The following is a 14,535-nucleotide window of genomic DNA, read 5'->3' as shown; positions in this document are numbered from 1 at the left end:
AAAGAGATAAAAATGGAAAGTAAACCACCTATCCGATTAAAAAATATTAGTGAGTTCCATAAGTTTTGGGCACTCCCAAAACCGGAGCATCCTTTGATTAGTGTTGTCGATTATAAACACATCAACCATTCGTTGGTTGATCCTGATCAGGCTATCATTATGGATTATTATTCCATCGCAATCAAACGTGATTTGGGTGTGAAGATGATTTACGGACAGGAATCTTTTGATTTTGATGAAGGTTTGATGTTTTTTATGGCACCAAATCAGGTATTTAAAATTGAGAAAGAAATCAGAAATACGACTAATCACGCTGGTTGGATTTTATTGATACATCCGGATTTTCTTTGGAATTCACCTTTGGCTAAAACCATTAAAAAGTACGAGTTCTTTAATTATTCAATGCATGAAGCTTTATTTCTTTCGGAAAAAGAAGAAGGAATGATTATCAATATCATTCAAAATATTCAGCTCGAATACCATTCGAATATCGATACTTTCAGTCAGAACATCATTATTTCCCAGTTAGAAACTTTGTTGAATTATTCTGAGCGGTTTTATCAAAGACAATTTATTACCCGAAAAATAGCGAATCACAAGATATTAGAACGAATAGAAGATTTACTCGATACTTACTTTAACGATGATTTATCGAACAAAGGTTTGCCAACGGTAAAATTTATTGCCGAAAGTCTGAATATTTCACCCAATTATATGAGCGGTTTATTAAAATTACTGACTGGTCAAAGTACACAACAGCACATTCAAAACAAAATTTTAGAAAAAGCAAAGGAAAAACTCTCTACTACGAACTTATCTGTTAGCGAGATTGCTTATGAATTAGGCTTTGAACATTCACAATCATTCAACAAATTTTTTAAGAATAAAACAAAACTCTCTCCATTAGAATTTAGGACTTCTTTCAATTAATTAAAATTTAAAAATATACTGTACAATTTTGGCTGTTTAAAAAAAGAGATGTCTATATGTAGTGTATCGTAAAGTTTTAGAATACTATCCAAAAAAAAACTATAATCGACGTTTTGGTGAAAATTTAGCTAAGCAGTTTATGAAGTATTTTAACAAAAACAACGCCATTGGAATCCAATGGCGTTGTTTGTCTTTGTGTGGGCGATGAGGGGTTCGAACCCCCGACCCCCTCGGTGTAAACGAGGTGCTCTGAACCAGCTGAGCTAATCGCCCTTTTTATAGGGTGTAATCAATTTTGATAAAAAAACTCCTTATTTTTTAAGGAGTTTCTTTGTGGGCGATGAGGGGTTCGAACCCCCGACCCCCTCGGTGTAAACGAGGTGCTCTGAACCAGCTGAGCTAATCGCCCTATTTTACTAGGTTGCTATCATTTGTGATTGCGAGTGCAAATATACTCTTGTTTTTGAGTTCTGCAAAGAAAATCCCGTAAAATTTTAAAGTTTTTTCTTGAAATTTTATATACCGCTGGTGTTGAATTTATTATAGAACGTGAAAATTTTGAATTTTTACCAGCATTTCAGTTTTTCTTAATTCAAAGGCAATTCGGCAACGACAAAAGTGCTTCCTCCAACATAAATAAAATCATTTTGGGAGGCATTTTGCTTTGCTTTAGAAAAAGCGGCTGCAACTGTGTCGTATTTTTCGCCCTGTAAATCGTATTTTTTTGCTTCATTTTGTAAAATCTCAGTACTTAAACCTCTCGACGAATCCGGTCGACAGAAATAATACTGTGCTTTTTTGGGGAAAAGAGGTAAAATAGAGTCGAGATCTTTGTCGTTTACAACACCCAAAACAATATGAAGCGTATCAAAAGTTTCCTTTTGAATCTGGTTCATGACAACTGCCAGTCCGTGTTTGTTGTGCGCCGTATCACAAATTATTTTTGGATTTTCGCCCAACTGCTGCCATCTTCCTTGGAGTCCGGTATTTTTACTGACGTTTAATAGTCCGCTTTTTAAATTTTCAACTGTAACTTTAAATTCGTTTTGATTGTTTAAAACCGCTATCGTTTGCTGTACTGTCTTTTTATTGTGAAATTGATAATCACCAATTAAATCAGATGGAAAAACATCCTGAATCAAATCTGAAGCAAAGTATATCGGAGCTTTTTTTTCTTTGGCTTTGGCTAAAAAAACAGGTTGTGTTTCAGAAGTGTATTCCCCAATAACAACAGGAACGTTTGGTTTTATGATTCCTGCTTTTTCACCGGCAATGGCTGCCGGAGTATTTCCTAAAAACTGTGTGTGATCTAAGTCTATATTGGTGATAACAGAAACTAGTGGCGTGATAATATTGGTAGCATCAAGACGTCCGCCCAGGCCGACTTCAATGATTGCGATATCTGTTTTTTCAGATGCAAAATAATCAAATGCCAATCCAACCGACATTTCAAAGAAGCTCATATCGTTAGATTCAAAGAAACTTTTGTGTTTGGCGATAAAAGCACAAACAAAATCTTCCGAAATTTCGATGCCGTTTATTCTGATCCTTTCTCTGAAATCTTTTAGATGTGGTGAAGTGTACAATCCAACCTTGTATCCGGCTTCCTGTAGTACCGAAGCCAGCATATGTGATGTAGAGCCTTTGCCGTTCGTTCCGGCAACATGAATGCATTTTAATTGACGTTCCGGATTGCCAAGATGTTCCGCAAGTAACTTGATATTAGTTAAATCTTCTTTGTATGCCGATGCACCCTGAAGCTGATACATGGGCAATTGGTTAAACATCCAATTTGTAGTCTCTTGATAGTTCATTTTGTTTGGATAAAATGGTGGTGAATTGAAATAATTTCCCTTTTTTTTAGTTTAATACTACAATGAAAATTATCTTTAGTGCAAAATTGAAATATTTTTTAGAATTAATTATTAAAAACAAGAATTAAAATATGTTTAGCCTCATTCAATTACAAACTGATACTATTGCAAATGCCGCATCTGGTTTAGTTGTCGAAAAAATTGCTCCAAATACGGAAATCTCTGTTTTAGGATTTATCTTAAAAGGAGGTTTTTTTCTGATCCCAATTGCCCTTTTATTGTTTTATACTTTTTATGTTATTATAGAGCGCTATTTGTATATCAGTAAGGCTTCTAAGATCGACAATCGATTGATGCAGGATGTAGGCGATAAACTGAATGCCGGAAATATTGAATTGGCCAGAACAATTGTGGAAAGAAGTAATACCGCTGCCGGGAATATCCTGAAAGAAGGTGTAATGGTGATCGGAAGACCTATTGCCGAGATCGAATCGAATATGGATCGTGCTGCCGATATTGAAATTGGTGAGATGGAAAGACGTTTAGGTCACTTAGGACTTATTGCCGGTATTGCGCCAACCTTAGGTTTTATTGGAACTATTTCGGGAGTTATTAAGATTTTCTATAGCATTTCTGTTACGGAAAATATTAGTATTGGTAATATCTCGGGAGGTTTGTACGAAAAAATGATCAGTAGTGGATCCGGATTAATCGTGGGTATTATTGCCTATAGTGCTTACCATTTATTGAACGGAAAAATTGATGATTTTGCTTTAAAAATTCAAAAACAGATATTAGAATTTGTCAATATAATTCAAAGAGCATAAGCTATGTCTATTAAAAGAAAAAGAAGATTTCATGCTGAGGTGGCAACATCGTCATTAAGTGATATTATGTTTTTCCTGCTGTTGTTTTTCCTGATTATCTCAACACTTGCAAATCCGAATGTTATTAAAATGACGCTGCCTAAAGCGAAAGCCAATGAAAAAACAAACAAACAACTGATTAGTTTGTCGGTTACAGAAGATAAAAAGTTTTATATAGACAAAGAGCCGGTAGATTTTGAAAATCTGGAAACTTCTTTAATGTCAAAAATAGGAGCAGACAAACAACAAACGGTAGTAGTTCGTATTCCGTTTAATTTGCAAGTACAGGATTTAGTTGATGTGTTGCAGATAGGAGTCAAGAATAATTTGAAGTTTGTGATTGCTACAAGTCCTAAATAACTGAGGTAACGTATAAAAAAACAAAACCGACAGGTTTCAAAAACTTGTCGGTTTTGTTTTTTTTAGTTTAAACTGAAATTGTAAGTAATTGTTCCAGTTTGCTTTGTCGGAGCATTACTGTTAGCATCCCATTTAGTATTCATAGCGGCCATTTTAGCCTGTTCTCTTAAACATTTAGCAGTAATTGTAGTTCCTTTTACTCCTGGAATGGCACTGATAGTATTACCATTTTTATCAACGGTGATTTGTACAACTATTGTCCCTGTTTCATTGCTGCATTCACTATTTGGTTTAGGTTTAGATAATGCTTTTCGGTTTCCGAGAGAGTAACCCGATCCACCGCCGGAGCCACCGCCGCTTCCAGCTCCATAACCACTTCCAGTACCGATACCAGTTCCGGTTCCGTGACCACCTCCGGTTCCTCCACCCGAACCTCCATCGCCGTAATAACCATTGGAGCCTAAACTTCCTGTGGATTTTCCTTTGTTTCCGGCTGTTTTATCATTTCCGTCACCACCTTTATTTGATCCTTTTAAGATGCTGGATAAAGCATCATTAGTCGAATTGGAAACTTTTGGTTTTTCCGGTACGGGTTTTACTGTTGGTTTTTCAACAGGAGTATTTTTTTTAGGTTTTTCTTTTGTTGGAATTACGACACTTTCATCTGTTGAGGTGTTTTCCTGAGTGATAATAGCTTCTTCCGGAGTTGCTTTTGCAGGAGTTTGTTTGGCTTCGTTTTTGACTTCGAGAACCTCGCTTTTGTAATTTGCACCCGAGCCTAAATCGCTGTCTCCAAAATTGACAGTTACGCCACCACCTCCGCCACCGGCAGCAAGTGCAACATTGTTTTCCGGATTATAAGGAGGCCAAAAACGGATGAAAAACAGCAATAGTAATAGTGCCGCATATATAGCAGTCGAGAGGAGTAGTGATTTCTTTTTATCTGAAGAATCCGTAGAAGTCATTTTGATTCTGAATTTTGTAATTGTATTAATTAAAAACGCTTAAAAGTACTAAAAATTGTTTGTAATTAAAGGGAGTACAGAATTTAAACGTAAAGTTCATCAAAGTGTTAAACAGAGGTCTTTGATTAAGTTTAGAGGCAAAATCCACAAGCTTTATAAAATCTTTTTAATCTTTAAAATCTGTGGCAAAAAGCAAGCCAACCAGATTTAAGGAGGTTTGATTTGTTTATGATTAAAGAATAGGAGTGGCTGTTTTAGCACGCAGATTTGGCAGATTGAGCAGATTTTATTTGATTTGGGATTGAGAAAGAGAAAAATAATCCGCTCAATCTGCTAGATCTGCGTGAACCAAAAGAACATAAAAAAGCGAACCAAACAGATTTAAAGATGTTTGATTCGTTTTGGATTAAAAGGTATAACAGGCGATTTTCGTATAATGTTTTAGCACGCAGATTTGGCAGATGGAGCAGATTTTATTTGATTTCGGATTGTAAAGGATAAAAATAATCCGCTCAATCTGCTAGATCTGCGTGAGCCAAAAAATGCGAGCCAACCAGATTTAAGGAGGTTTGATTTGTTTATGAAAAGGGTAGGAATGACTGTTTTAGCACGCAGATTTGGCAGATTGAGCAGATTTTATTTGATTTGGGATTGAGAAAGAGAAAAAATAATCCGCTTAATTTGCAAAATCTGCGTGAGCCAAAAGAACATAAAAAAAACGAATCAAACAGATTTTGAAAATCTCGTTTGATTCGTTTAGAATGAAGTATAGAAAAATTATACTAATTGTTTCAATGCAATTTCAAAAGCAGTTGCGCTGATATTTGTTTTAGATTGACTTAAAGCATGCGCTTTTACAATCGCATTTTTTATAATATCTGAAGTATCATTGAAGATCGCCTCATCTGTCATTTGAACTTTTTTCTCCATGAAGTAAGCAAAAACTCTTGCCATTCCACAGTTTGAAATAAAATCAGGAATCAAACTTACTTTGCTGTCTACTTGCTCCATGATAGAACCGAAGAAAATTTCTTTGTCAGCAAAAGGTACATTCGCTCCACAAGAAATAACTTCTAATCCGTTTGCAATTAAACCGTCAATCTGAGCTTGAGTTACCAATCTCGAAGCAGCACAAGGAGTGAAGATTTCCGCACCAATTGTCCATATCTTAGAGTTGATTTCTTCAAATGGAATCATATTTTCGGCAACCAGTTTGTTTCCGTCTTTGTTTAAGAACAAACTTCTGATTTCTTCAAAAGAAAAACCTTCTTCTTTGATTAATCCTCCGTCGCGATCAATAATTCCGATTACTTTAGCTCCCATTTCTGCTAAGTAAAAAGCAGCTGCAGAACCTACATTTCCAAATCCCTGAACGATTGCTTTTTTGCCTTTTACATCACCACCGTATGTAGTGTAAAAGTGACGAACAGCTTCAGCAACACCATAACCGGTGATCATGTCAGCAACAGTATATTTACGAGTAACATCAGGTGAGAATTTAGGATTCTCAATTACTTTAATAACTCCTTGACGTAATTGACCAATTCTGTTAATTTTATCAGCTTCGGTTGGTTTGAAGTGTCCGTTGAAAACACCTTCCTGCGGATGCCATACACCACATTCTTCTGTCATTGGGATTACTTCATGGATTTCATCAACATTTAAATCTCCACCAGTACCGTAGTAACTTTTTAATAAAGGCGAAACGGCTTTGTACCAACGTTGTAAAACTCCTTTTTTGCGAGGATCGTTAGGATCAAAGTTAATTCCGGATTTAGCACCACCAATTGCAGGGCCCGAAACGGAGAATTTAACTTCCATGGTTTTGGCTAATGATAAAACTTCATTCATGTCTAAGCCCTTTCTCATTCTTGTTCCTCCACCTGCGGCTCCTCCACGAAGTGAATTAATTACTGTCCAACCTTCTGCCTCTGTTTCAGAATCTTTCCAGTTAAAAACAATTTCAGGTTCTTTATTTTCAAATTGTTGTAATAAATCTTTCATTTTGTTGTCGTATGTTTATTTTGCGTAAAAGTATAAAATAGAATAATGCGAATAATGTATTTGGAGGCAATTTTATTTAAACAAAACAAGAAAGCCGAAAACGATGTAGTTTCCGGCTTTAAAATGGTATAAAAACTTAGAAATTTTTATTTTCCAAGTAAGTTGTTCTTTAAGGTTTCATCAACTGGTTTGTCAGAAAGCCAGATTCCGAAAAATGCTTTTTTGAAATCAAATCCAGGGATTTTTCCTTTCAAGACTTCATTTTTGTAAACATTTATGGTTTGGTCAAATGGATTGTAAGCCAATATAAAAACATCTTTTTCAGTGATAACATCGCTTAAAAGTTTTTTGAAATCCTCAATTCTTGGTCGTAATTCTTCGAAATTGTTCCCTGCTGATTTTTCAAAACCGGCATTCATTGCTTTAGTAAGTTTGTTGGAAGACACCAATGAAGAAGTAATTTCTATTCGGATCGCCATTTCGGTATCACTATCAATAATGAATTTTGGATCTTGACTCAATTGAGATAAATATAAGGCTTGTACGTAAACTTCCGTCCACATTTTTGATCTTCCGCCTGCACCATTAAGTTGCAAAGATTTATTTTGAAAGTCTATTTTTCTCGGTACTGTAACACCATTAACATCTAACTGAGACTGGGCAGAAACAGTAGAAAATTGTAAACTTAAAAGTAATGTTAATGCTAGTAAAATCTTTTTCATACGCTATCAATAATTTAATTTTTGAGGGCAAAAATAACGTAATTTATAATTTTTGGCTATTTATGACGAATATTTTTTTTAAGGAAATTTATTTTACTGTATTTGTAGGGGATTCAAAATCAAAATAGTAAGAGTTGTTTTACGTTGAGATAGGCGTTTTTACTGGGTTTGTGTTTTTGAGATTATAATAATTTAAGATTTTTGGAAAATGCCTTTTTTGATCCATACTTTAATTCTTAAATTTTGAAGAAAATGTTGAAAAAATGGGATAAGGAGGTTTAAAATTTAATATTTTTACGAAATCGTTATCGTGAATTGCGATAATATCTTAAAAAGATATGCATGCATTGTTAATTCGTATTTAAAAATTATCTTTGGAAGCCTTTCTTTGAGAAAAAAGCAATTAAATAAAAACACAAACAATACCGCCTAAACTGATGATTTGAATTTGGTTTAGTAAAAAGAATAAGAAAAAAACAAAAAAACAAGACTATGGATTTCAATCTTACCGAAGAACACTTAATGATTCAACAAGCTGCAAGAGATTTTGCTCAGAACGAATTGTTGCCGGGTGTTATCGAACGTGACGAAAAACAAATTTTTCCGACAGAGCAAATAAAAAAAATGGGACAATTGGGTTTCATGGGAATGATGGTTGATCCGAAATACGGAGGAAGTGGTTTAGACGCTATTTCTTATGTAATCGCGATGGAAGAGATTTCTAAAGTTGATGCATCCGCTTCTGTAGTAATGTCAGTAAACAATTCATTAGTTTGCTGGGGATTGCAGGAGTTTGGTACGGAAGAGCAAAAACAAAAATATTTACCGGGTTTAGCCTCAGGTGAAATTCACGGTGCTTTTTGTTTAAGTGAGCCGGAAGCCGGTAGTGATGCAACTTCACAAAAAACTACAGCTATTGATATGGGAGACCATTATCTGGTAAACGGAACAAAAAACTGGATCACAAACGGAAACACTGCTTCTGTATATTTGGTAATTGCTCAGACAAATACTGAGTTGAAACACAAAGGGATCAATGCTTTGATTATGACCAAAGACATGCCGGGGTTTTCAATTGGTCCAAAAGAGCAAAAAATGGGAATCCGTGGTTCTGATACACACTCATTAATGTTTAGTGATGTAAAAGTTCCTAAAGAGAACAGAATTGGTGAGGATGGTTTCGGATTTAAATTTGCTATGAAAACGTTAGCCGGTGGTCGTATCGGTATCGCTTCTCAGGCTTTGGGTATTGCTTCAGGTGCTTACGAACTGGCTTTGAAATATTCAAAAGAACGCAAGGCTTTCGGAACAGAAATCTGTAATCATCAGGCAATTGCTTTTAAATTGGCAGATATGGCAGTCAATATTGAAGCGGCTCGTCATTTGTGTATGAAAGCCGCCTGGGATAAAGATCAGCATAAAAACTATGATGTAAGTGGTGCTATGGCTAAACTTTTTGCTTCGCAAGTGGCAATGGATACCGCTGTTGAAGCCGTTCAGATTCATGGTGGAAACGGTTATGTGAAAGAATATCACGTAGAACGTTTTATGCGTGATGCTAAGATTACTCAGATCTATGAAGGAACTTCAGAAATTCAGAAAATAGTAATTTCGAGAGCCGTTATCGCGGGATAATTTTTCGTAAATTAATTCATATAAAAAACCCTTTTGAAGTTCAGGCTTCAAAAGGGTTTTGTTTTTGAGGAAAAAATTTAACTACATTTACAATACTAGAATTTGTTGATTATGTATGAAGAATTAAAATATTGGTATTTGCGAGATCATAAATTGTTCCGAACTTTGAGCTTTGGACAGATCAAACAATTGTGTATTATCACCGGTTTTAAAAAAGCTTCCAAAGGAGAAATTATTTATTTCTCTTCATCAGAAGTACCCCGTATTTTTTTACTTAAAAAAGGAACTATCAAAATTGTTGCGGTTGATGAAGAAGGAAACGAAACGATAAAAGACATTATCCAGAAAGGAGATTTGTTTGGTGAGTTGACTTTAGAAACAGATGATAAAGACAACGAATATGCAAAAGTACTTTCTGATGATGTTGCCATTTGCAGTTTCCTGCTTTCGGATTTCGAAGATTTATTATTGAGAAATCCAAACTTGGCACTTTCCTATACTAAGTTTGTTGGTTTAAAAATGAAACGCATCAAAAACAGTTATGCCAATTTAATTTCAAAAGATGCCAAAACAAGGCTGTATCAGTTTTTAAAAGACTGGGCAGAAAAAGAAGGCGTTGTTGACGGTAAATCGGTCGCGATCGAAAATTATCTGACCCAAAGTGATATTGCTCAGATTATCTGTACTTCAAGACAAACTGCCACGCAATTACTCAATGAGATGGAAACCAATCATCTTTTAAGTTATACCCGAAAAGAGATTATTATACAGGATATTACACAATTATAGATTATTTTACCTCAAGTGTAAATTAGCTGACATTTTGCTTTTTCATTCTTAAGTAGTTTTACATCATCATAAAAGATGAAAAACTATGGAACTAATGAAGAAAACACTTTTTATTCTATTCGTAACGTTTAGTACTATCGCTAATGCACAAAATACAGTTGCAAACACAGCAACCGATATTTCGCCCTTATTGATTGGAGAGAAAATTCCAAACCAAACTTTAAAATCAGCAGAAAACAAAGACGTTCGTCTTTCTGATTTAGTTGGAAAAAAGAAAACCGTTTTGGTTTTTTACCGTGGAGGCTGGTGCCCTTACTGTAATCTGCATTTAGCTAATCTGGCTCAGATAGAAGATCAAGTTTTAGCCGAAGGATATCAGGTTATTGCAGTAAGTCCTGATTCTGCCGAAAATCTGAAAATTACCGAAGGAAAAGATAAAGTAAAATATACTTTGCTGTCCGACTCAAAAGGAGAATTAAGTAGTGCATTTGGAATTTCTTACAAAGCTCCGCAAAACTATAAATCAGTTATTAACGTACATTCTAATGGGGTGAACAAGGACTTTTTGCCTGTTCCATCTGTTTTTGTTGTAGATACTGAAGGTGTTATTTTATTCGAATACATCTCTCCGGACTACAAAAACAGGATATCATCGGAATTATTACTTTCAGTTTTAAAAAACCTAAAATAAAATAAGATGAAAAAGTTAATTGTATTACTATTAGTTTTTACTTCGATTTCTTCCTTTTCGCAAGAAGAAGCAAAACGAGTTTCTCAGTATAATTTAGAAAAAAAAGTAGCGATTCAAGGCTATGATCCTGTAGCTTACTTTGTGCAAAAAAAAGCGTTAAAGGGTAACAATGATTTCGTAACTTCATATATGGGAGTTGTGTATAAATTTATCTCGGCAGCGAATAAAGATCTTTTTATAAAAAACCCTGCTGTTTATGAGCCTCAGTTTGGTGGTTGGTGTGCATATGCAATGGGAAGTGATGGAGATAAAGTGGATATAAATCCTGAAACTTTTAAAATCTCAAACGGAAAATTGTATTTGTTTTACAATGCTTATTTTAACAATACACTAAAAAGTTGGAACAAAGACGAGGCCAATTTGAAAGCTAAGGCTGAAGTTAACTGGAAAAAAGTATATAAATAGAAAGCTCATGAAAACGGAACAAATTGCCTGGATTTTACGAATAATTGCTTCGGCGATTTTATTGCAAACCTTATACTTTAAGTTTACTGCTGCGCCCGAAAGTGTGTATATTTTTTCGACTTTGGGAATTGAACCTTACGGAAGAATCGGATCCGGAATTGCCGAACTGATCGTTGCAATCTTAATTTTAATTCCTAAAACAACGTGGCTTGGAGCTTTAGGTGGATGTGGCGTTATGACAGGTGCTGTTTTTTCGCATTTATTTGTTTTAGGAATTGAAGTAAAAGGAGATGGAGGTTTTCTTTTTTTTCTTGCTCTGATTACATTAGTATGTTGCCTGATATTGCTTTATCAAAATAGAAATATAATTATTAACCTTTTAAAAACGAAATAATTATGCTACTAAAATCAATCAACCACAGTTTAGAAGAGTTGACAAATTTGTTGACTCAATTATCAGATCAGTCCTACTCCAAACCTTGCGAAGCGCTAAGCAACTCGAGTATAGGTGAGCATACCCGTCATATACTCGAAATGTTTCAATGCCTTGAAAACAGCTACGATTCCGGGATTTTGAATTATGATAATCGAGAACGAAATAAAAGAATCCAAACCGAAATAGAATTTGCAAAACAGTCTATTTTGGATGTTAAATCCGGTTTGAGAAAAGAGAACAAAATACTCTACTTAGAACAAATGATTGATGGATTGGTGTTCCGAATTCAAAGTAATTATTATAGAGAGTTGCTCTACAATTTAGAACATTGTATTCACCATCAGGCTTTGATTAAAGTGGCCGTTTTGCCAATTGAGGATATTTTACTGGATGAAAATTTTGGTGTAGCGCGTTCTACCATAGCTTATAGAAATCAATGTGTACAGTAAGTTTTGTATCTCATAACGGAACGGTTATTATAACATCTAATCGGGATGAGCAAGTGATTCGGCCAAGTGCAATTCCACCCAGAACTTATACCTGTAATGGCAAAAATGTGATGTACCCGAAAGACCCAAAAGCCGGTGGAACTTGGTTTGTAGTAGATGCCAAGGGAACTGTTTTAGTGCTTTTAAACGGAGGAATCACCAAGCATAAAAATCAGTTTTTGTATCGAAAGAGCCGAGGGTTAATTGCATTGGATGTTATTTGCAGTGATTCTCCCAAGGATTTTTGGCAAGAGATCAATCTGGAAGATATAGAGCCCTTTACCTTGGTGTTGTATCAGGAAAAAAAACTATACGAATTGATCTGGGATGGGGTGACCAAAAGAAGGACCCAATTAGATGAAAATCAAAATCACATTTGGTCGTCCGTAACCTTGTATTCTGATTCGATCCGGCAGAAACGATCGGGTTGGTTTTTTGATTTTTTAAGAGGAAGAGAAGAAATTTCAACCGCAGATATGCTCGAATTTCACCGGAATACAGAAGACGATGATTCTGAAAATGGTTTGGTGATAAATAGAGAGAATACTTTAAAAACATTAAGTATTACTCAGGTTCTCATAGAGCAAAACAAAGGCGTTATAGCTTATCATGACTTAGTCGACGATAAGCAATTTTCTAACACATTTATTAGTATTTAAAGATGTCTAATATGAAATTATTCTATCATAAAATCACAAATTGGGAGTATTGGCCATTTCAGGTGTTATACATCCCCATTTATTTTCTTTGGGGCTTCTATGCAATCAAGGCACGATCTGTTTTTTTCTTTAGTGCATCAAATCCAAATATTAGAAATGGAGGATTTATCATGGACAGTAAAAAACAGATTTATGATTTGCTTCCCAATAGGTATTATCCTAAAACGATGCTGGTAAAAGAGAATACCGATTTGGAGAAAATTGTTGCTGAGGTTGTCGAAAAAGGAATTTACTTTCCCTTCATAGCGAAGCCGGATATTGGTTTACGTGGTTCGGGGGTAAAAAAAATATACACTGTTTCGGAGTTGAAAAAGTATGTAGAAAAAGCCAATTTCGACTTTTTGCTGCAAGATTTGATTTTGTTTGAAAATGAAGTAGGAATCTTTTATGTTCGTCATCCCGACGAAAAAGAAGGTAAAATTACCGGAATTGTTTCTAAAGAATTTTTAATTGTAATTGGTGACGGAGTTTCAACTATTGAAGATTTAATTCGTCAAACGCCGAGGTTTGAATTGCAATTGGAAGCTTTGCAGGAAGAATATGGCGATTTGTTACAGCATACTTTGGCAAATGGTGAATCCTTAAATTTAGTTCCATTTGGGAATCATGCCCGCGGAGCCAAATTTTTGGATGGCAGTCATTGGATTACACCCCAATTAACGGAGACCATGAATAAAATCTGTGCGGAGATTCCCGAGTTTTATTTTGGAAGATTTGATATTATGTACAACACTTTTGAAGAATTAGAACGAGGAGAAAATTTTCAGATTGTCGAATTAAATGGTGCGGCAAGTGAGCCAACCCATATTTATGACCCAAAACATTCTATTTGGTTCGCTTGGAAAGAACTCGCACGTCATATTACCTATATGTATGAGATTAGTGCTGCTAATCATAAAAGAGGTTTTGATTATTTACCCCATAAAGACGGTATGGAACAATACCGTTTGCATCAGGTTCAAAACAGTAAAATTCTAAATTTTTAAGGATGTTAAAGAGGGCGCAAAATATGGCTGTCGGATTTCTGGTAAGTTTTATCGGGTCAATTCCATTGGGCTACCTCAATTTGGCCGGTTTGGAAATCTATTCCAAATCAGGACTTGATAATCTGATTTTGTTTTTGTTCGGTGTCGTTTTTGTAGAAACTTTTGTGATTTATTTTACACTGCTTTTCGCAAAACGATTGGTAGAAAACAGAAAACTGATGAAAATTATTGATTTTTTTGCAGTTGGTTTTATGTTTGTACTGGCTTATTTGTTTTACGCCAATTCAAAACAAACTTCCGGTGTCAATGACAATTTGAATCAATATTTAATGTACTCCCCATTTGTAATTGGAGTTATCTTAAATTGCTTTAATTTTTTGCAGTTACCCTTCTGGACCAGTTGGAATTTGTATTTAGTAAATGCAAAATTTATCACTACGGAAAAGAAGTTAAAATATTATTATATTGCAGGAACTTTGGCAGGTGTGTTTTTAGGAATGTTAAGTTTGATTTTAATTTTACAGACTGTTTTTCAAAAAGCAAATCCATTTTCAAAGTATGTAATGCCTGTTTTTATTCCCCTGTTTTTTATTATTCTGGGAGGTATTCAGGTATTTAAAGTGTACAAAAAATATTTTAAATCAACCGCTTTGGAATTCTAGCTT

General features: G+C 34.9%; 16 protein-coding genes and 2 tRNA genes. 12 read left to right on the top strand and 6 right to left on the bottom strand.

Translation table 11 applies throughout. The features are described 5' to 3' along the window. Positions 1–12 precede the first annotated feature (12 nt). A complete protein-coding gene (locus ACHRV5_RS18695; protein ID WP_395427767.1) occupies positions 13–930 on the top strand; it encodes a helix-turn-helix domain-containing protein in 918 nt (305 codons plus the stop codon). 198 nt (positions 931–1,128) lie between these two features. Here the strand turns inward: ACHRV5_RS18695 and ACHRV5_RS18690 are convergent. The 3 genes from ACHRV5_RS18690 to ACHRV5_RS18680 all read right to left on the bottom strand — a co-directional run bounded on the left by ACHRV5_RS18690 (position 1,129) and on the right by ACHRV5_RS18680 (position 2,744). Then, positions 1,129–1,203: transfer RNA gene (locus ACHRV5_RS18690), tRNA-Val, on the bottom strand. Between the two features lie 61 nt (positions 1,204–1,264). Then, positions 1,265–1,339, bottom strand: a tRNA-Val gene (locus ACHRV5_RS18685). 178 nt (positions 1,340–1,517) lie between these two features. Then, positions 1,518–2,744, bottom strand: coding sequence for a bifunctional folylpolyglutamate synthase/dihydrofolate synthase (locus tag ACHRV5_RS18680; protein ID WP_395427766.1), 1,227 nt, complete (start codon positions 2,742–2,744; stop codon positions 1,518–1,520). Positions 2,745–2,875: 131 nt separating this feature from the next. Between ACHRV5_RS18680 and ACHRV5_RS18675 the strand changes: the two genes are divergently transcribed. Further along, positions 2,876–3,571 (top strand): MotA/TolQ/ExbB proton channel family protein, encoded by a 696-nt coding sequence (locus tag ACHRV5_RS18675; protein ID WP_230003495.1) that lies wholly within the window; start codon positions 2,876–2,878, stop codon positions 3,569–3,571. Positions 3,572–3,574: 3 nt separating this feature from the next. Beyond that, the gene (locus ACHRV5_RS18670) at positions 3,575–3,970 is read left to right on the top strand and encodes a biopolymer transporter ExbD (protein WP_047774417.1); all 396 of its coding nucleotides are present in this window, start codon (positions 3,575–3,577) and stop codon (positions 3,968–3,970) included. Between the two features lie 62 nt (positions 3,971–4,032). On the opposite strand, the gene ACHRV5_RS18665 is transcribed toward ACHRV5_RS18670, so the two are convergent. The 3 genes from ACHRV5_RS18665 to ACHRV5_RS18655 all read right to left on the bottom strand — a co-directional run bounded on the left by ACHRV5_RS18665 (position 4,033) and on the right by ACHRV5_RS18655 (position 7,661). Next, positions 4,033–4,935, bottom strand: coding sequence for an energy transducer TonB (locus ACHRV5_RS18665; RefSeq protein WP_395427765.1), 903 nt, complete (start codon positions 4,933–4,935; stop codon positions 4,033–4,035). 777 nt (positions 4,936–5,712) lie between these two features. Beyond that, positions 5,713–6,939 (bottom strand): Glu/Leu/Phe/Val dehydrogenase dimerization domain-containing protein, encoded by a 1,227-nt coding sequence (locus ACHRV5_RS18660; RefSeq protein ID WP_047774415.1) that lies wholly within the window; start codon positions 6,937–6,939, stop codon positions 5,713–5,715. A 146-nt stretch (positions 6,940–7,085) separates the two neighbouring features. Then, positions 7,086–7,661, bottom strand: a complete 576-nt coding sequence (locus ACHRV5_RS18655; protein WP_047774413.1) for a chalcone isomerase family protein — start codon at positions 7,659–7,661, stop codon at positions 7,086–7,088. A gap of 492 nt (positions 7,662–8,153) precedes the next feature. Here ACHRV5_RS18655 and ACHRV5_RS18650 point away from each other — a divergent pair, with 492 nt between their 5' ends. The 9 genes from ACHRV5_RS18650 (at position 8,154) to ACHRV5_RS18610 (ending at position 14,532) form a co-directional block, all read left to right on the top strand. Continuing rightward, positions 8,154–9,296: an acyl-CoA dehydrogenase gene (locus ACHRV5_RS18650; protein ID WP_047774411.1), complete on the top strand. Its 1,143-nt coding sequence runs from the start codon at positions 8,154–8,156 to the stop codon at positions 9,294–9,296. A gap of 111 nt (positions 9,297–9,407) precedes the next feature. Then, entirely contained in the window at positions 9,408–10,085 is a 678-nt protein-coding gene (locus ACHRV5_RS18645) for a Crp/Fnr family transcriptional regulator (protein ID WP_047774409.1), read from the top strand. Between the two features lie 94 nt (positions 10,086–10,179). After that, positions 10,180–10,776 (top strand): peroxiredoxin-like family protein, encoded by a 597-nt coding sequence (locus ACHRV5_RS18640; protein ID WP_230003491.1) that lies wholly within the window; start codon positions 10,180–10,182, stop codon positions 10,774–10,776. Between the two features lie 6 nt (positions 10,777–10,782). Next, positions 10,783–11,241, top strand: coding sequence for a YHS domain-containing (seleno)protein (locus ACHRV5_RS18635; protein ID WP_047774407.1), 459 nt, complete (start codon positions 10,783–10,785; stop codon positions 11,239–11,241). Between the two features lie 7 nt (positions 11,242–11,248). Beyond that, positions 11,249–11,635, top strand: a complete 387-nt coding sequence (locus ACHRV5_RS18630) for a DoxX family protein (RefSeq protein ID WP_395427764.1) — start codon at positions 11,249–11,251, stop codon at positions 11,633–11,635. A 2-nt stretch (positions 11,636–11,637) separates the two neighbouring features. Beyond that, positions 11,638–12,126, top strand: coding sequence for a hypothetical protein (locus tag ACHRV5_RS18625; RefSeq protein WP_047774404.1), 489 nt, complete (start codon positions 11,638–11,640; stop codon positions 12,124–12,126). Then, positions 12,114–12,824 carry an NRDE family protein gene (locus ACHRV5_RS18620; protein ID WP_395427763.1) on the top strand — a complete coding sequence of 237 codons (711 nt, stop codon included), beginning with the start codon at positions 12,114–12,116 and terminating at the stop codon, positions 12,822–12,824. The genes ACHRV5_RS18625 and ACHRV5_RS18620 overlap by 13 nt, the downstream gene beginning before the upstream one ends. 11 nt (positions 12,825–12,835) lie before the next feature. Continuing rightward, positions 12,836–13,870 (top strand): D-alanine--D-alanine ligase, encoded by a 1,035-nt coding sequence (locus ACHRV5_RS18615; protein WP_395427762.1) that lies wholly within the window; start codon positions 12,836–12,838, stop codon positions 13,868–13,870. A 2-nt stretch (positions 13,871–13,872) separates the two neighbouring features. After that, positions 13,873–14,532, top strand: coding sequence for a hypothetical protein (locus ACHRV5_RS18610; RefSeq protein WP_395427761.1), 660 nt, complete (start codon positions 13,873–13,875; stop codon positions 14,530–14,532). Positions 14,533–14,535: the final 3 nt, after the last annotated feature.

This window comes from Flavobacterium sp. FlaQc-52, assembly GCF_044007495.1.
GTDB classification, from domain to species: Bacteria; Bacteroidota; Bacteroidia; order Flavobacteriales; family Flavobacteriaceae; genus Flavobacterium; species Flavobacterium cupriresistens.
Note: the sequence above shows the minus strand (reverse complement) of the source record. Positions and strands in the feature narration are given on the sequence as shown.

Excerpts from the sequence above, each read along its gene's own strand:
- ACHRV5_RS18695 (WP_395427767.1), top strand. The coding sequence starts at position 13 with ATGGAAAGTAAACCACCTATCCGATTAAAAAATATTAGTGAGTTCCAT.
- ACHRV5_RS18680 (WP_395427766.1), bottom strand. The coding sequence starts at position 2,744 with ATGAACTATCAAGAGACTACAAATTGGATGTTTAACCAATTGCCCATG.
- ACHRV5_RS18675 (WP_230003495.1), top strand. The coding sequence starts at position 2,876 with ATGTTTAGCCTCATTCAATTACAAACTGATACTATTGCAAATGCCGCA.
- ACHRV5_RS18670 (WP_047774417.1), top strand. The coding sequence starts at position 3,575 with ATGTCTATTAAAAGAAAAAGAAGATTTCATGCTGAGGTGGCAACATCG.
- ACHRV5_RS18665 (WP_395427765.1), bottom strand. The coding sequence starts at position 4,935 with ATGACTTCTACGGATTCTTCAGATAAAAAGAAATCACTACTCCTCTCG.
- ACHRV5_RS18660 (WP_047774415.1), bottom strand. The coding sequence starts at position 6,939 with ATGAAAGATTTATTACAACAATTTGAAAATAAAGAACCTGAAATTGTT.
- ACHRV5_RS18655 (WP_047774413.1), bottom strand. The coding sequence starts at position 7,661 with ATGAAAAAGATTTTACTAGCATTAACATTACTTTTAAGTTTACAATTT.
- ACHRV5_RS18650 (WP_047774411.1), top strand. The coding sequence starts at position 8,154 with ATGGATTTCAATCTTACCGAAGAACACTTAATGATTCAACAAGCTGCA.
- ACHRV5_RS18645 (WP_047774409.1), top strand. The coding sequence starts at position 9,408 with ATGTATGAAGAATTAAAATATTGGTATTTGCGAGATCATAAATTGTTC.
- ACHRV5_RS18640 (WP_230003491.1), top strand. The coding sequence starts at position 10,180 with ATGAAGAAAACACTTTTTATTCTATTCGTAACGTTTAGTACTATCGCT.
- ACHRV5_RS18635 (WP_047774407.1), top strand. The coding sequence starts at position 10,783 with ATGAAAAAGTTAATTGTATTACTATTAGTTTTTACTTCGATTTCTTCC.
- ACHRV5_RS18630 (WP_395427764.1), top strand. The coding sequence starts at position 11,249 with ATGAAAACGGAACAAATTGCCTGGATTTTACGAATAATTGCTTCGGCG.
- ACHRV5_RS18625 (WP_047774404.1), top strand. The coding sequence starts at position 11,638 with ATGCTACTAAAATCAATCAACCACAGTTTAGAAGAGTTGACAAATTTG.
- ACHRV5_RS18620 (WP_395427763.1), top strand. The coding sequence starts at position 12,114 with ATGTGTACAGTAAGTTTTGTATCTCATAACGGAACGGTTATTATAACA.
- ACHRV5_RS18615 (WP_395427762.1), top strand. The coding sequence starts at position 12,836 with ATGAAATTATTCTATCATAAAATCACAAATTGGGAGTATTGGCCATTT.
- ACHRV5_RS18610 (WP_395427761.1), top strand. The coding sequence starts at position 13,873 with ATGTTAAAGAGGGCGCAAAATATGGCTGTCGGATTTCTGGTAAGTTTT.